This is a genomic window from Methylomonas methanica, assembly GCF_001644035.1.
Classification (GTDB): domain Bacteria; phylum Pseudomonadota; class Gammaproteobacteria; order Methylococcales; family Methylomonadaceae; genus Methylomonas; species Methylomonas methanica_A.
This window is the reverse complement of sequence record NZ_LUUG01000049.1, coordinates 24,127-39,830: the sequence shown is the minus strand read 5'-3', so window position 1 is coordinate 39,830 and position 15,704 is coordinate 24,127. Positions and strand designations below refer to the sequence as shown.

Genomic DNA, 15,704 nt, shown 5'->3' with positions numbered 1-15,704 from the left:
TGTCGATTTCAGCGCGCAAGCAAATGCGCGTTGCAGGAAACTCTGGGCCCGGATCAGTCGAAAATGCCGCTATTATAATGTTCGTTGCCGGTTTGGAACAAGATCAAAGGCCGCCAGGGCCGGATTTACTTGGGTTGGCGGCGCAGGAAACGGTTGCCTGTTAGCCGAACATCTCGGTGGTATAGCGATAGGCTTGAATAGTGTCCGACCAATAGGCGGCGGGTAAACCGGCCTTTTGTTTCAGGTGTTGCAAAAATTGCTTGGGATTGGGTAAATCCTCCCACACCGAGGGCAGGAAGGTGCCGCGCCGGCCGCCTTCCTGCAAGATGATGCCGTCCATGCCGGGACGAAGTTGCGCGATCAGGTCCACTTCGGAATTAAATTTCAGCGCGACGGCTGGGCTAAGCACGGAGATATGCAGATCAAGATCCGCCAGTTCCTCGGTGGTCAGGGGCGGAAAACGCCGATCCCGGAACGCCGCAGCAAAGGCATTCTCGGCCACGTCTTCTGCCAAAGGCCGCACCGCTTCCAGCATGCCGATACAACCGCGCAATTGGTCACCGCGTTCCAGCGTGACGAATGTGGCGCGGTTTTGGCGCAATTCCGCCGGATAGTCGCCCAGATTAACCGGCAGCGGCCGACCGGTTTGCAGGCCGTGAGCAATGGATTGCCGGGCCAGCTCCAGTAACTGATTCTGCATGGTTTCAGTCAACGACATAAGCACCGTACCCCACCACTTGCTGTTTGTCGCCGGCCGTGTCGCCGGAATTTCGCAGGTCTATAGTTTTAATCGATAGACCTTTTTGTTGCAGCAGTTTCAACAAGCCGTTGACCGGCACTTTGCCGCAGGCGGCTTCGCCGCAAATTTCGGTGTATTGCAAATGCTCTATCATCCGGCTGGTCGCCTGATCCAGGCGTTTGGCGGTGTCGTAGTCGTGATAATGGCTGAGATCCGAGCTGATAACCAGCAAGGTTTCATCGCCGCCCCACAATAGCTCCAGAGCCTGGCTAACTTGGTCGGGGCTGGCATCGCCGGCGACTATGGGAACCAACGTGAATTGCTGTAGAACTTCCTGCAAAAATGGCAGATGCACTTCCAGGCTATGTTCCAGGGTATGGGCTTGTTCGATGTATTCCACAAACGGCAAATGCATCAAGGCGTCGATAGCGGCTCGGTCTACCTCGACATCGCCGAGCGGTGTGCTGTAAGCGTGGGTTCTACTGACCGCCAAGCCGCGAAACGCCACGCGATGCGAGGGGCCGATCAGTACTACGCGGGTAATGCTGGCAGCGGCCGGCTTTAAGCGGGCATAGGCGGTAGCGGCTATCGGCCCGGAATAAATGTAGCCGGCATGCGGCACGATCATGGCTTTGGGTACTTTGCCGGATTGGCTGACGTCCTGCAAATAGCCGGAGACCGCGTCATGGAGTTGTTGGGGGTGGGCAGGATAAAACCGTCCTGCTACGGCGGGTTTTCTGTTCATGCGCTGATCCTTTTTTAAAGTTTTAATACGATCAGAGGCCGGGTTTGGCGGGGAGTATTAAAAAATTGAATACCCCGCTCGCCTAGGGTTTATTCTACTGCTAACTCTAGCGGATAACGACCCGATTTTATGCTTGGGGTTCAAGGAGCATCGCCATGACGACTTTACTCAGCGCAGATACCGCCGCCACCCGCTACTGGCATGTGTTGGCGGACGGCAAGGTGCAGTGCGACTTGTGTCCGCGCTTTTGCAAATTGCATGAAGGCCAGCGCGGATTGTGCTTTGTGCGCCAGAATCTGGACGCGCAAATCGTGATGACCAGTTATGGCCGCTCCAGCGGCTTTGCCATCGATCCTATCGAGAAAAAACCGCTGAACCATTTTCTACCCGGCACGCCGATTTTTTCGTTCGGCACCGCCGGCTGCAATTTGGCCTGCAAGTTTTGCCAGAATTGGGACATCAGCAAGTCGCGGGAGATGGACACGCTGATGAGCCGCGCCGCGCCGGAAGCAATAGCCAGGGCCGCACTGGAACACGGTTGCAGCAGCGTTGCCTATACCTACAACGACCCGGTGATCTTTCACGAATATGCCATCGATACCGCGCAAGCCTGCCGGGAGCTGGGATTGAAGTCCGTGGCGGTCACGGCGGGTTATGTCTGCGCCGAGCCGCGCGCCGAGTTTTACCGTTACATGGACGCCGCTAACGTCGATTTAAAAGCCTTTAGCGAGGATTTTTATCACAAGATCACCGGTGGCCATTTACAGCCGGTGCTGGAAACCTTGCAGTATTTGAAACACGAAACTCCCGTTTGGTTGGAGTTGACTACGCTAATGATTCCCGGCGCCAATGATTCAGAGGCCGAGTTGGAAGCGATGACGCAATGGGTGGTGGAGCATTTGGGACCGGATGTGCCCATGCATTTCACCGCGTTTCATCCGGATTGGAAAATGACGGATACGCCGCCCACGCCACGTTCGACTTTATTGTTGGCACGCAGCATTGCATTGAAAAACGGTGTGCGTTACGCCTATGTCGGCAATGTTCATGACAAGTCGGCCGAGAGCACTTATTGCCACAACTGCGGCAAAATTTTGATCGGTCGCGATTGGTATGAGTTGTCGGATTGGAATTTGGATGCGGCCGGCAATTGCCGGTTTTGCGGCAGTGCCTGCGCGGGAGTATTTAATCCCTTACCGGGCGATTGGGGCGCTAAACGCCAGGCCGTAAAGTTTTAACTGGCAGGTTTACCGCTAAGACCAGGCGTCCGGATTGATTTGACCGATGGCCTGAAATGCGGGTTTGCAGAATAAGTAACCTTGAAATAGCGTGACGCCGCAGGCCAGCAGAAAATCCCGCTCGGCCTTGGTTTCAATGCCTTCCGCCAGCACTTCGATGCCGAGTTCGCGGCAGATTTGCACCACCCCGGCAACAATCGCCTGTTTGGGTTTGCTGAGGTTGATGTCGCGTACTAAATCCATGTCCAGTTTAAGCACATCCGGCTGAAATTCGGCGAGCAGGTTCAGGCCGGCGTAACCCGCGCCGAAATCGTCGATTGCGGTTTTGAAGCCGAAGCGGCGGTATTCGGTAAATATATTGATCAAATGCGGACGGTCGGAAACATCCTCGCCTTCGACCACTTCGAAAATGATGCGGTCTTTAGAGAAATTGTAGCGTTGCGCCGCCTCAAAAGTTGAACGGATGCAGGCTTCGGGTTGGTAAACCGCATTCGGCATAAAATTGATCGACACAAACTCTTGTATACCCAATTTGGCCGCGCCTTCTACGGCTTTTATCCGGCAGCTTTGGTCGAAGCGATAGCGGTTGGCGTCGGTCACTCTACCTAATACCGATGCGGCCGATTCGCCGTTAACCCCGCGCACCAAGGCTTCGTGCGCAAAAACGGTTCGAGCAAAAAAATTGACGATGGGTTGATAGGCAAAACTAAAGTCAAAATCCAGCTCATCCAGGTCCTGGCAGCGATTACAACTGGGTAGGTCAGTATTGGTGTGGGCTTGCGGGGAATTTGGCGCGGTTTTTTCTGGCATAGCGGATTCTCGGAATCGGTATCAGGATGTTAGCCATCCTTGCTTAAGCGGGGGCGTTCTTTGCGGTCATTATTATCAAGTGTAGCGAAGTTCATTGGAATAAACATTTAATTTGCCAGCTTTCGATGGCACTGGATCAGCTTAATTTCAGGATTCACTTAAGTGGTTCAGTGTCAAATCCTAAGATTTAATTATTTGAACCAGCATGAATTTTGATTCTGATTGGAAACTTGCATATGATAGACAAACAGATTTAATTCGGTACTTGTTCACACTGTCCCTGCAAACATTACGCAGGCTTCCGGCAAACGGAACGTAAGGGAACTCCATGAAAAAACCTCGATCACTCGATCACGACGGCCTGGATGGCATTATTCCGTCTACGGACAAAGCGCGGCTGAAATCCGGCAATCCGCAAGGCAAAGCAGACAAAATTTTCAAAAAGCCCAGGGACGGTCATGTGCCATGGTTACTTGGCGTGATCGGTTTACTGGCCTTGGCTGTGGTTTTTGTGCCCGATTTGACGCAGAAGCCGGAGGCCATTTCTCAGATCGCAGCCCTGGATAAACAGGTAACGCCAGTCAAAAGCCCGGCGTCAACACCGCTTGTAGCCTCAGAAAATACTGATACCCCAGCGCCGAAGTCCCCAGCCGAAGCGGCTCCAGCTTTGGTTGCCGAAGCTAAACCCGATCACGCGCTGGCGGCAAATCAAAACGCGCAACAGTCTGCCACCGGCGATGCCAACATTCAGAGCCCGGACGCGTTGCCGGAGTTACCCACCGAACCGACAGCGGCAGGTACTCCCAAATCTTCTCCGGATAAGGCCGCTCAAACGTCTGCCGCGGTGCCCTTTACCGTATATTTCAAATTCGATTCCAGCAAATTAACCCCAGAATCGGCTAACAGCGCCAACGAATTATTAAGCGCGGCCAAAAGCTGTCAGAACCGGATCAAGCTGAACGGGCATACCTGTAATTTGGGTAGCGATGCCGCCAACATACAGTTGGGTTTGACGCGTGCCAATGCGGTAAAAAAATTATTGATCGCCAACGGTATCGGCGCAAAAGTCATCCTCACCGCATCGGAAGGCATGAGAAAACCGGCGGCACCGAACGATACCAAAGAGGGCCAGGCTTTAAACCGTCGGGTCGAATTGCAGTGTGTGGATAATTAACCGAATTGAAGAGGATAGACGCCATGATACAAAACAGTAAATCAGACTATCAGATAGCCCAACAGCAAATTCTCGACGGCATTATTTCAGGCGAGTTCGATATCGAAAACCGCAAGGATTTGGGGCCCTTAATTCCAATCCGCTTGTTTCAAGCCCTGCGCATGGTGGCGCTGGGATCGAACGTGGAAGACATATTGGGGCAGGGCGCGCCGTCGCTGGTTTACCATTCCGGCCAGAGTTTGGGCTTGGCGATGGGGCAGATTGCCGCCGCCAATATCGATAAGGATTTGGAAACCTATGTCGGCAAAATCAAATTATTGTGCCGACAGCTGAGCATCGGTTTGGTAGTGCCGGACAAAGTGGATTTGTCGGCGGGGGTGTTGGAATTGCGGGTGGACGAATGCGTATCCTGCGCCGGTATTCATCACGTTTCCGCGCCTATCTGCCATTTCGAAGCCGGCATGGTCGGCGGCATCGTCAGAACCTTTTTCAATCGCAATGTGAAGGCGACCGAAACCAAGTGCAATGCGCTGGGCGACAAGACTTGTTTAATCCGCGTCGATTTACTGTAGGTTGATAATTATTAAAAGAATTAGGAGAGCAGCATGAGTAGTAATGTCCAATTTCTCGACCCGCGAAAATCTCAGAACAACGAAATCGATTCCATCTTGCGTAATCTGATGAACATCCAGGGCGTATCGGCGGCGGCCATTGTCGACAGCGACGGCTTTGTTACGCATATCCACCGCGATTTCGAAATCAACACCGACGCCATCGGCGCTTCCGTGCAGGTGGTATTCGGCGCGGCGGCGAAAGCCGCGCAACATGTCGGCCATCATTTGACCAATATGGTGATCTGCGAAAACAATGATGGTTATATTCTATCCACGCCGATTGACGGGGGCTTCATTTTGGCTCTGGTAACCCAGCGGGAAGCCTTGTTGGGCCGGGTGCGGTTTGAATTGAAAGAAACCATTCCGGTATTGAAAAAATTATTCACCAGTTATCTGGCCAATTAACCGCTGCCTAGAGCCTAAATATGCATTGGTTTGAATCGCAGTTGGCGCAGCTGGATACGCTCGTCGACGACTATCTCGCCGCGCGCCGGCAACCGGCGGCCGACATCGTCAATGTCAGCGAAGCCACCCGCCTAAAGCGCGCGGCATTTATTGACGCCGTGCAGGCTGTGGTGGATAAAGTTGTCAAGATTGAGGGCGTAAGCGCCTGTGCAGCCTACCACGACGGCCTGATTCTGGCCCAATCCGCCGAAGCGTCCAATATGGATGCATTCGGGGCGGTCATTCAGGATACGATACGCGCCGCTCAGCACGGCGAAACCTCCCTAGGCCTCGGCGAGATCGAACAGATCGTCATCGTTGGTGCCGTCAACAAGCTGGCTATGCTCAGCGTCGGGCCTATCATTCTGTGTATTTCCAGTCCCAAGGGTGTCAATTTAGCCACCGTGTTGAGTCAGGCAAAATAGACAGCGGCAGTTACATCCACGCCGCCGTTTCTTCCATCCCCCTCCGGCTGTTAGGAGAAATTCCACTCTCCCACGGTCATAGAAATTGCCCTCCATTGGCAGCTGAACTAAGCTGTTCAGTAAATGGTGGGTGTTGTCTCACGGTTTCGAAAAAAGAATAACTAGATCTTCGTTAAATCACCGGGGGGATGCAAAATGAGAGACTGCTGGTCTAAATTTGGCGTCGGCATGGCTATCAGACTGGCTTTTGTGTTTGGTGTGCTGCGCCAGCCAATCACTATGGCGGCGGAAATCGGCGGCGACTTAGTAGCTGATACCGCGAAGTCTAGCCAGACCTTTTCGGCTGATTCGAAGGCGGATGAGGATGCCGGTATCGAAACCAAGGCCTCCGAACAGTCCCATGACGCAAGCAGGGATGTCGCCGATATGGATTTGGTGGAGCTGGTAAATGTCAAGGTGTCGCCGTTCGATGTCTCCTTCCAGCTCGATAGCGGATATCTGGCCTCGAATTCAGTGTCCGGCTCCCGTTTCGATGCGCCGATCAGCGACTTGCCGTTTGCGCTCCAAGCCTTCACCGAGTCCTTCATCAAGGATCAAAAGCCCCGCGATATTTTCGACATAGCCCGTTATTCGCCAGGGGTCACTTACCGCAGCAACGACTTCAACGAAGGCAACGCTAACTTGGCCATTCGCGGCTTCGCGGTTGGATCTTTGGCCGGCGGCAATATCCACACGCTGCGCGATGGCGTCCACGGCCCGTCCATTTTGGATTTCACCAATATCTCGCGGGTTGAAGTGGTCAAGGGGCCGGCATCGTTTCTGTACGGTCAGGTCGCGCCGGGCGGGATCGTCAACGTCATCACCAAAAATCCGCAACGTCAATTCGCCGCCAATGCCGATGCGCGCTACGGCTCCTACGGCGAATACCGTTTCGATGTCGATGTGACTGGACCCGCTACAAAAACCTTGTCCTACCGGCTGGCGGCTTCCTATGATCAGGATATGCATTACTGGGAACCGTATGATGCGCACTCATGGAATATCTCGCCTTCTTTGCTTTGGCAACCCACTGATCGCCTTAGCGTCTCGGTAAAATACGAAAACTTCGAAAAAATCGAAGAACCCCAGCTAATGCAAAAACCCGGCTACAGCACGCAGGTCGGCGTGTTGCCGACAGCCGCGGATCCCAACCTCTCGGGCGTGGACGTGCCGGGCCTGCCCAATAATTGGAACAGCATGGCCTACAGCGACTTTCGGCATAGCAACACCCATAATCTCAGCACCTGGATAGACTTCAAGGCCGACGAACACTGGAATCTGCGTACCGGCTTTTCGCATTTGGAATACGATGTCGACGCGCTGTTTACCGGTAACTTCGGCATGAGCAATAACACCACGTTGATGCAGGGGCGTCGGGTCAGACAGCAAATTTATAGCAACCGCGACGACACCATAGAACTGCAAGGCGTGGGCAAGTATGACCTGGGTTTCGCCAGCCTGCGCTTATTACTGGGAGGTCAATACATTGATCGCAACTTTCACCGATCGGCCGGCCAGGCAGCTAACGATCCGGCCTTAGGCAGTAACCCAACCGCTTCGCCGCTACCGTTGTGGGACTTAGGTAATCCCTACACCTGGAACAGCAATACGGCGATACCTTTATCGTTGTTGACGACAAGCGGCTCCGATGAGAATGTGCAGGCCGTGGACAAATCGGTCTATGGCAGTTCCACCTTCGGTTTCTTCGATGACCGCTTACTGGTGTTGACCGGTTGGCGCTGGACCGAGACCGAAAGTCAGTTCACAAACCGCCAGACCAGCCAGGCGCAAGCCTCCACCGCCAGCACTGTTACGCCGCAATATGGCCTGATCTACAAACTGACACCTGAATGGTCGTTGTTCGGCAGCTACGCCGAATCCTTCGTGCCCGGTACTTTTCCGGTCAACAATCTCGACGGCACCTCGTCGATTCCCAAGCCGACCGAGGGTTGGGGGTATGATGTCGGTATTAAGGCCGACTGGTTTGGCGGTCGCTTGTCCAGCACGCTGACTTACTTCGATATCCGCAATAAACACATTGTCAACGATCTGGCGGTGACCAATTCCGCCGGCGGCATCACTATTTACGGCCTGCAAAGCGGTGAACAGCGTTCCCGAGGCATCGAATGGGACGCCACCGCTAAACTGACCGACGACTGGCAACTGTATCTGTCCTACAGCTACATGGATGCGAGGATTACCGAGTTCAGCGGTCGGGATCATGCCATCCTCGGCCAAGATCCTGGCTCGCTGGATGCGGCGGGTCTGGCTAATTACAAGAACGTCAACCGTTTCCACAACGCCCCATTGCAGATGAGCGCGCCGCATCTGGCCAACCTGTGGACCCGTTACGACTTTAGTGTGGAGGCGCTGCGCGGCCTGCATCTGGGCGGCGGTGTCAATCTGATCTTCGACCAGACCCTGCTGCCCGATAGCCCGGCGACCTCGCGGCAAACGTACGCCTTGTTGAACGCCCTGGTCGGCTATACCTGGGAAGCGGGAGGGCATAGCATGAGCGTAGACCTGATGGGCAAAAACCTGCTCGACGAACAGTATCGGCCTTCGCAAAGCAGCCGTGGCAGGCCCCGCGAGCTGATGATCAACTTTTCGATCAAGTTCTGATCCTGGCACTCAGACTATGAAACTCCCTGGCAATCCGTTTTGTTTCGCGCTGGAGTCATTTGGGTTGGGTGTGCACACCCATCTGAACGCGTCTTGCGGTGTCTGTGCGGTAAAGCGGGTTGGTTGTAGACGCCGTGCCGGGGTGGTTGTTTTGCTTGCCGCACTGTTGTTTTTACCGGGATTGACTCTAAGCCAGGGCGTCACGGTAGACAATCCTTACAAAGTCAAAGCCGCTTTCCTGCGCAATTTTGCCCATTATGTCGTTTGGCCGGAATACGCGCTTCCAGCCGGCAATGCACCTTGGTGTATCGGTATCCTTGGACCCGATCCGTTTGGTGATATTTTGGAAACGACCTTGCGGGGACGGACCGAGCAGGGTCGTACTTTTGTCATTGTTCGCGCCGCTACCTTGGAAGAGCTGCCACCGTGTCAGATTGTTTTTATGACTTATCCGGATACCGCAAAGCGGCGCGCGGCGCTTGCTGTGTTAAAACAGAAGCCGATTCTTACGGTCAGTGACGAGCCGGAATTCTTGCCGGACGGTGGAGTCATAGGATTTGAAGTGACGGATAGGGTGCGGATGAGCATCAACCTCGACCAAGCCCGAGCGGTTTCATTGGCGATTCAGACCAAAATGTTGGAAGTCTCCAGCGAGATTTTGGAAAACGGCGAGATGCGCCGAATGAGATAAGTCATGTCCATCCAAGCCAATATATATAACAGACTTGCGTTGGTACTTTGGGGGGCGGCGCTGTTGGCGTTTGTATTGGCAGGGGTGGGGCTGGCGCTGTTTCATAGCATGACCTTGGAACAGCGCGTCCGGCAGATCATGGAACCTTACGCGCAATTGGTCTCTGTGGGCACTGACGCGGCGGTGGCTTTCGAAGATCCGCTGCGGGCTCAGGAAGTTCTCGATACCTTGCGCGCCAATCCGCAAATTCAAGAGGCGGATATTTTTTTGGATAGCGGGAGGATTCTGGCCAGCCTCAACCGCAACGTCTTCGGCCCTCCTCGGGGTATGCCAAGCCTGCCCGATGGCGTTTATCTAAACCACGATACCGCAGAGTTGTTGCAGGGTTTAAGCAAAGGCGGGCGCCTGCGCATTGTGATGGGTTTGGAACAATTGAGCCAGCAAACGCATCAGTTGCTCTGGTTATTCGGTGCCGGCATGCTGGTGTTATTGGCCGCGACCTTAGGGCAGCTGGCGGTGCTGCGACGCACTATCATTCGGCCGATTGCGTCCTTAACAGTCGCCGCCGAGCGTGTTCGGCACTCCGCCGACTACCGGCATCGAGTGCCTGCCGTCGGTACCGATGAAGTAGCGCGTCTGGGGCAAAGTTTCAACGCGATGATGGACGCGGTTGAGGAGCGCGAAATCGAATTGTCCCGGCTTAACGTCTTCCATCGCACGATTTTGGACAATGCGGCCTACGCTATTGTCTCTACCTCCCCGGACGGCACTATCACCAGTTTCAATTTGGCCGCAGAACGCTTGTTGGGGTACACGGCCAACGAGTTGATAGGCAAGAAAACGCCGGCGCTTTGGCATGATAGGGTAGAGGTCGAGCGCTACGCTCAGAAATTGTCTGAAGAACTTGGGGTCTTGATTTCTCCGGGATTCGACGTCTTTACCGCGCGTCCCTTGCGCAATCTGCCTGAGGAAAGCGAGTGGACTTTTATCCGCAAAAACCGGACCCGCGTGCCGGTGAATCTTTCCATAACTGCCTTGCAGAGCGAGGGCGGCGGCATCTGCGGATTCGTCGGCTTGATATACGATCTTACCGAGCGTAAACAGGCCCAGCATCAGCTGCAATTGCTGACTTACTCTCTGGATCAAGTGAAGGAATCCATATTTCTGATGCCCGAGAACGATCCGAAATTTCTTTATGCGAGTCAAGGTGCCGCTACCAGGCTGGGATACAGTTGTGATGAACTCACCAGTGGTATGGGGGTGTTCGACATTGATCCCAGCTGGTCGCCGGCAGTGTGGGAGACATTTTGGCCGGCGTTGTCGGAGCGCCGCCAGATGCAATTCGAAACGACTCACCGTACGCGTGATGGCCGGGTTTTCCCGGTGGAAGTGACCGGTAACTGCTTTGAGTTCGACGGAAAGATATACAACCTGGCAATTTGCCGGGATATTACCGAGCGCAAAAACGCCGAGAAATTGTTGTCGGAATACGCCGCGATTGTTGAATCCACTGAAGATGCCATCATCGGTAAGACTCTCGACGGCATCATCACCAGCTGGAACAAGGGTGCGGAACGCATGTTTGGATATAGCGCCGACGAGATCGTCGGTCATGCAATTGCTATCCTGATACCCGACGAGTGCCGGAATGAGGAACGGGAAATCCTGGATAGAGTTCGACGCGGAGAATCCATCAGACATTATGAGACGATCCGGCGCCGTAAGGATGGGAAATTGATTGACGTTTCCGTGACGGTGTCGCCGCTGCGAAATTCGCAAGGCCAAATTGTCGGGGCTTCCAAAATTGCCCGCGATATCACCGACCGCAAACGCGCGGAAAACGAACTGATACGCTATCGAAATGAGTTGGAAAATACGGTACAGCAACGCACTGCCGAGCTGCTGCTGGCTCGCGATGCCGCCGAAGCGGCTAATAAAGCCAAGAGCGTGTTTCTGGCGAATATGAGCCACGAACTACGCACCCCGATGAATGCAATTCTCGGATTTTCCGGCATCCTGCTGAAAAATCCCTTGCTGCAGGACAGTGATCGCGGCAACGTCGAAATTATCAATCGTAGTGGCGAACATTTGCTGAACTTGATTAATGACGTGTTGGAAATGGCCAAGATAGAAGCTGGCCGCGTCCAACTGGAAGAAGCGCCGTTCGATTTGGGGGAAATGGTGCTTGATGTGATAAAGATGATGCAGGTACGCGCTGCCGAAAAAAACCTGGAATTAGTCGTCGATCAGTCTTCGGCATTTCCGCGCTATATCGTCGGTGACCAGGCCCGCTTGCGTCAGGTATTGATCAATCTGGTGGGCAACGCGCTGAAATTTACCCAGCAAGGTGGGGTGATCATACGCCTGTCCACCAAGAACAACGCCATCGCCCATCTGTTGATTGAAGTAGAGGATTCCGGCCCTGGGATTACAGCTGAAGACCAAAAGCACATTTTCGAACCCTTTGTGCAGATAGGACACCTTGCCGACAACAAAGGCACCGGGCTGGGCTTAAGCATCACCCGGCAATTTGTGCAACTAATGAAGGGCTCCATCAGTCTGGAAAGTTCGCCGGGAAAGGGCTCCCTGTTTCGGATCGATGTGCCGCTCAAGCAGGCGCAGGCAGCCGATATTAGCGATCTGTACCGTTTGGAAGAACGCATGGTTCTGGGCTTGATGCCGGGGCAGGACAATTACCGGATTCTGATAATCGAAGATCAGCTGGAGAATCAATTATTGCTGGTTAATCTGATGGAGGCCGTGGGCTTTCAGGTTAAGGTAGCCGAGAATGGCAAGGTGGGCGTGGCTGAATTCCAAAGCTGGCAGCCACACTTAATCTGGATGGATAGACAGATGCCGGTCATGGATGGCTTGGAAGCGACCAGAATCATTCGGACCTTGCCGGGTGGCAAGGATGTGAAAATAGTGGCGGTCACGGCGTCGGCTTTCACCGAACAGCGGGCGGATATCATGGCGGCCGGCATGGACGACTTAATCTGTAAGCCTTACCGGGCCAACGAAATCTACGACTGTCTAACCCGGCTATTGGGAGTGCGTTATGTTTATGCCGACCTACCGTCAATGATGCCCGAGGACGTGATCTTGACACCGGAGATGCTGTCAGTAGTGCCGCAGAATTTACGCGGGGATTTGGCGTTGGCGGTTAAAAATTTGGATAGTGAGCGCATAGGCATCATTATTCAACAGATTGCGGCTTATGATCTGCGCGTGACTGGCGCGTTGACTCGGCTTGCCGAAAGTTATGAGTATCCGACGATACTCAAGGTACTGGGGAGTAACTAGAACATCATGATAAATACAGGCAAAATTCTGGTCGTTGACGACACCTCGGCGTCTTTGAAGTTGCTGTCGGACCTGCTGAAGGCCGAAGGGTACGAGGTACGCTCGGCGATAAACGGCGAGCTGGCCGTTAATTTTGCTACCGCCAATCCGCCTGATTTGGTGTTGCTGGATATTCTGATGCCGGGTATGGGGGGCTTTGAGGTGTGTCGTCGGCTCAAAGCGCATCCTGACACCCGCAATGTGCCGATCATTTTCATCAGTGCGCTGTCCGAGCCGGATGAAAAAGTCCAAGGCTTCGAGCTAGGCGCGGTGGACTTCGTCACCAAGCCGTATCAGCGCGAGGAATTGCTGGCGCGCGTGCGTACGCATCTGGAAATCGACCGGCTGCGCAATCATTTGGAAGAACTGGTGGAAGAGCGCAGCCACCAACTCCTGGAAAGCGAGAAAAAGCTCAGGGCCAGTCTGAACGACCTTGTCGCGGCACATAGCCTAATGCACACGCTACTGCATACTATTCCCGATCTGGTCTGGTTAAAGGACCCACAGGGCGTGTATATCACCTGCAATCGCCAATTCGAACGCTTATACGGCGCCAAGGAAGCCGACATTGTCGGCAAGACCGATTACGACTTTGCCGCCAGGGAACTGGCCGACTTTTTCCGCGAGAATGATCGCAAAGCCCTGGCGGCAGGCCGGGTTTGCGCCAATGAAGAATGGCTGACGTTCGCCGAGAACGGCTACTCCGGCTTGTTCGAAACCCTGAAGACACCGGTATTGAATCAGGACGGCCAACCGATAGGCGTGCTCGGCATCGCCCGCGACGTAACCGCGCGTAAGGCAGCCGAAGCCAAAGTCCAGCGCCACATGCAGCTCTATGCCGCCTTGAGTCAGTGCAACAAGGCCATCGTGCATAGTGCCGACGAAGCCGAATTGTTCCTGGAAATTTGCCGCGCCGCCGTGGAATTTGGCGGTATGAAAATGGCCTGGGTTGGCTTGTTTGCCGCTGATCGGCGCGCGATATGTCCGGTTGCCAGTTTTGGCGAAGGCGCAGATGAGTTGGCCACGATAGATATGTCCATGGCTGCCGATAGCGCTTTCGGCCACAGCCCTACCAGCATCGCGATCCGCGAACAATGTCCTTATTGGTGTCAGGATTTCATTAACGATCCGCTTACCGTGCCATGGCGAAAACAGGGCTTGCGCGCCGGATGGGCTGCGTCGGCCTCGTTGCCATTGCGGAGAAACGATAACGTGGTCGGCGCATTCGTATTATACGCTGACGAGGTTAACGCCTTCGACGATGCCGCTCGCGATCTGTTGGTCGAAATGTCGATGGATATTAACTTTGCCTTGGAGAATTTCAGCCGCGCGTTGGCCCAAAAACAGGCGGAAGCCGAGATCGAGCGCTTAGCCTTTTACGATCCCCTGACCAATCTACCGAATCGCCGTCTGCTTTACGACCGCTTGCAACAAGCGATAGTGACTAATGCCCGGCATGATAAACACGGCGCGGCCTTGTTTATTGACCTGGACAACTTCAAAACGCTTAATGACACCAAGGGCCATACTATTGGCGATTTGCTGCTGATCGAAGTCGCCCAACGTCTCCGAGATTGTGTGCGCGAAGGCGATACCGTCGCCAGACTGGGCGGCGACGAATTCGTGATGATCCTCAACAGCCTAAGTACGGATGAAACGCGTGCGTCCGCTCACACCAAAAAGCTGGCCGGCAAAATCCTTTCCGCCATTGATCAGCCCTATTCCTTGCAAGGATATGACCACCATTGTTCGGCCAGCATGGGCATCTGCATGTTCCGCAATCAACATATTACGGCGGAAGAGTTGCTGAAATACACCGATACCGCACTATACCAAGCCAAACGCGGCGGCCGTAATAGGCTGCTGTTTTACGATCCGGTGATGCAGGCAGCTTTGGAGACTCGCGCGGCATTGGAAAGCGATTTGCGTTGCGCATTGGCCGAGCAGCAATTGGTGTTGTATTACCAGATGCAGGTCAATCAAACCGGCCGGATTATCGGCGCGGAAGTGTTGATACGTTGGCAACATCCGCAACGCGGCTTGGTTTCGCCTTTGGAGTTTATTCCCCTGGCCGAGGACACCGGTTTGATTTTACCGATAGGCAAATGGGTTATGGACTCGGCTTGCGCTCAGCTAAAAGCCTGGGAAAGCGATCCGGTTAAGTCTAAGTTACAACTGGCTGTTAACGTCAGCGCCATGCAGTTTCATCAAGAGGATTTCGCTGAGCAAGTGCGGCGAACTCTGGCGCGCCACGATTTGAGTCCTAATCGGCTTAAACTTGAGCTCACCGAGAGTTTGGTGCTGGATGACATTGACGATGCGATTGTGAAAATGCGGCAACTGCGTGATTTTGGCGTGCGTTTCTCAATGGACGACTTTGGCACCGGTTATTCATCGTTATATTATCTGACCAAGTTACCGATTGACCAGTTGAAGATCGACCAGTCCTTTGTGCGCAATATTACCTTATCCCAAAGTGATGCGGTGATTGTGCAAACCATCATCGGCATGGCTGAGAACTTGGGCATCGAGAGTATCGCCGAAGGCGTTGAAACCGAGGAGCAGTTGAGATTCTTGGAATTGCAAGGGTGTCATTTATATCAGGGCTACTTCTTCGGTAGGCCGGTACCGTTGGCTGATTTTGAAGCCCAATGCAATTATTCAGCGCAACCCGATTTGCAGGCTAAAGAAAGTTAGAGGTGCATCATTTGCCCATCTTCTGCCTGAACAAAGGTCGAGGCTTAGCGGTATAGTACAGGTGTCTATGCTGCTACGTGGTTTTCTAACGCCAATTTCCAAGACATCAAAAGCTTAGGTTGGC

Annotated in this window: 12 protein-coding genes; 9 read left to right on the top strand and 3 right to left on the bottom strand. The window is 53.8% G+C overall.

Annotated features, from left to right (window positions below; all coding sequences use genetic code 11):
- Nucleotides 1-160: 160 nt before the first annotated feature.
- Both amrA and amrB read right to left on the bottom strand, forming a co-directional pair.
- Nucleotides 161-718 (bottom strand): AmmeMemoRadiSam system protein A, encoded by a 558-nt coding sequence (gene amrA, locus A1332_RS04190; protein ID WP_064007304.1) that lies wholly within the window; start codon nt 716-718, stop codon nt 161-163.
- Entirely contained in the window at nt 705-1,484 is a 780-nt protein-coding gene (amrB, locus tag A1332_RS04185) for an AmmeMemoRadiSam system protein B (protein ID WP_064007303.1), read from the bottom strand. The genes amrA and amrB overlap by 14 nt, the downstream gene beginning before the upstream one ends.
- 155 nt (nt 1,485-1,639) lie before the next feature.
- Here amrB and amrS point away from each other — a divergent pair, with 155 nt between their 5' ends.
- Nucleotides 1,640-2,722, top strand: a complete 1,083-nt coding sequence (gene amrS, locus A1332_RS04180) for an AmmeMemoRadiSam system radical SAM enzyme (protein WP_064007302.1) — start codon at nt 1,640-1,642, stop codon at nt 2,720-2,722.
- Between the two features lie 15 nt (nt 2,723-2,737).
- On the opposite strand, the gene A1332_RS04175 is transcribed toward amrS, so the two are convergent.
- Nucleotides 2,738-3,532, bottom strand: a complete 795-nt coding sequence (locus A1332_RS04175; RefSeq protein ID WP_082879527.1) for an EAL domain-containing protein — start codon at nt 3,530-3,532, stop codon at nt 2,738-2,740.
- Between the two features lie 328 nt (nt 3,533-3,860).
- Between A1332_RS04175 and A1332_RS04170 the strand changes: the two genes are divergently transcribed.
- From A1332_RS04170 to A1332_RS04135, 8 genes are all read left to right on the top strand, one after another.
- Nucleotides 3,861-4,706: an OmpA family protein gene (locus A1332_RS04170; RefSeq protein WP_064007301.1), complete on the top strand. Its 846-nt coding sequence runs from the start codon at nt 3,861-3,863 to the stop codon at nt 4,704-4,706.
- Nucleotides 4,707-4,729: 23 nt separating this feature from the next.
- Nucleotides 4,730-5,278, top strand: coding sequence for a V4R domain-containing protein (locus A1332_RS04165; RefSeq protein ID WP_020485518.1), 549 nt, complete (start codon nt 4,730-4,732; stop codon nt 5,276-5,278).
- A 33-nt stretch (nt 5,279-5,311) separates the two neighbouring features.
- A complete protein-coding gene (locus A1332_RS04160; RefSeq protein WP_020485519.1) occupies nt 5,312-5,725 on the top strand; it encodes a roadblock/LC7 domain-containing protein in 414 nt (137 codons plus the stop codon).
- 20 nt (nt 5,726-5,745) lie between these two features.
- Nucleotides 5,746-6,189 (top strand): roadblock/LC7 domain-containing protein, encoded by a 444-nt coding sequence (locus tag A1332_RS04155; RefSeq protein WP_064007300.1) that lies wholly within the window; start codon nt 5,746-5,748, stop codon nt 6,187-6,189.
- A 228-nt stretch (nt 6,190-6,417) separates the two neighbouring features.
- Nucleotides 6,418-8,850 carry a TonB-dependent siderophore receptor gene (locus A1332_RS04150; RefSeq protein WP_231890207.1) on the top strand — a complete coding sequence of 811 codons (2,433 nt, stop codon included), beginning with the start codon at nt 6,418-6,420 and terminating at the stop codon, nt 8,848-8,850.
- A gap of 16 nt (nt 8,851-8,866) precedes the next feature.
- Nucleotides 8,867-9,541, top strand: coding sequence for a YfiR family protein (locus A1332_RS04145; protein WP_082879526.1), 675 nt, complete (start codon nt 8,867-8,869; stop codon nt 9,539-9,541).
- Between the two features lie 3 nt (nt 9,542-9,544).
- On the top strand, nt 9,545-12,844 hold the full coding sequence (locus tag A1332_RS04140; protein WP_064007298.1) for a PAS domain S-box protein: 3,300 nt from the start codon (nt 9,545-9,547) through the stop codon (nt 12,842-12,844).
- A gap of 6 nt (nt 12,845-12,850) precedes the next feature.
- Nucleotides 12,851-15,580 carry an EAL domain-containing protein gene (locus A1332_RS04135; RefSeq protein WP_064007297.1) on the top strand — a complete coding sequence of 910 codons (2,730 nt, stop codon included), beginning with the start codon at nt 12,851-12,853 and terminating at the stop codon, nt 15,578-15,580.
- Nucleotides 15,581-15,704 lie beyond the last annotated feature (124 nt).

Excerpts from the sequence above, each read along its gene's own strand:
- A1332_RS04140 (WP_064007298.1), top strand. The coding sequence starts at position 9,545 with ATGTCCATCCAAGCCAATATATATAACAGACTTGCGTTGGTACTTTGG.
- amrA (WP_064007304.1), bottom strand. The coding sequence starts at position 718 with ATGTCGTTGACTGAAACCATGCAGAATCAGTTACTGGAGCTGGCCCGG.
- amrB (WP_064007303.1), bottom strand. The coding sequence starts at position 1,484 with ATGAACAGAAAACCCGCCGTAGCAGGACGGTTTTATCCTGCCCACCCC.
- A1332_RS04165 (WP_020485518.1), top strand. The coding sequence starts at position 4,730 with ATGATACAAAACAGTAAATCAGACTATCAGATAGCCCAACAGCAAATT.
- A1332_RS04170 (WP_064007301.1), top strand. The coding sequence starts at position 3,861 with ATGAAAAAACCTCGATCACTCGATCACGACGGCCTGGATGGCATTATT.
- A1332_RS04145 (WP_082879526.1), top strand. The coding sequence starts at position 8,867 with ATGAAACTCCCTGGCAATCCGTTTTGTTTCGCGCTGGAGTCATTTGGG.
- A1332_RS04135 (WP_064007297.1), top strand. The coding sequence starts at position 12,851 with ATGATAAATACAGGCAAAATTCTGGTCGTTGACGACACCTCGGCGTCT.
- amrS (WP_064007302.1), top strand. The coding sequence starts at position 1,640 with ATGACGACTTTACTCAGCGCAGATACCGCCGCCACCCGCTACTGGCAT.
- A1332_RS04150 (WP_231890207.1), top strand. The coding sequence starts at position 6,418 with ATGGCTATCAGACTGGCTTTTGTGTTTGGTGTGCTGCGCCAGCCAATC.
- A1332_RS04155 (WP_064007300.1), top strand. The coding sequence starts at position 5,746 with ATGCATTGGTTTGAATCGCAGTTGGCGCAGCTGGATACGCTCGTCGAC.
- A1332_RS04160 (WP_020485519.1), top strand. The coding sequence starts at position 5,312 with ATGAGTAGTAATGTCCAATTTCTCGACCCGCGAAAATCTCAGAACAAC.
- A1332_RS04175 (WP_082879527.1), bottom strand. The coding sequence starts at position 3,532 with ATGCCAGAAAAAACCGCGCCAAATTCCCCGCAAGCCCACACCAATACT.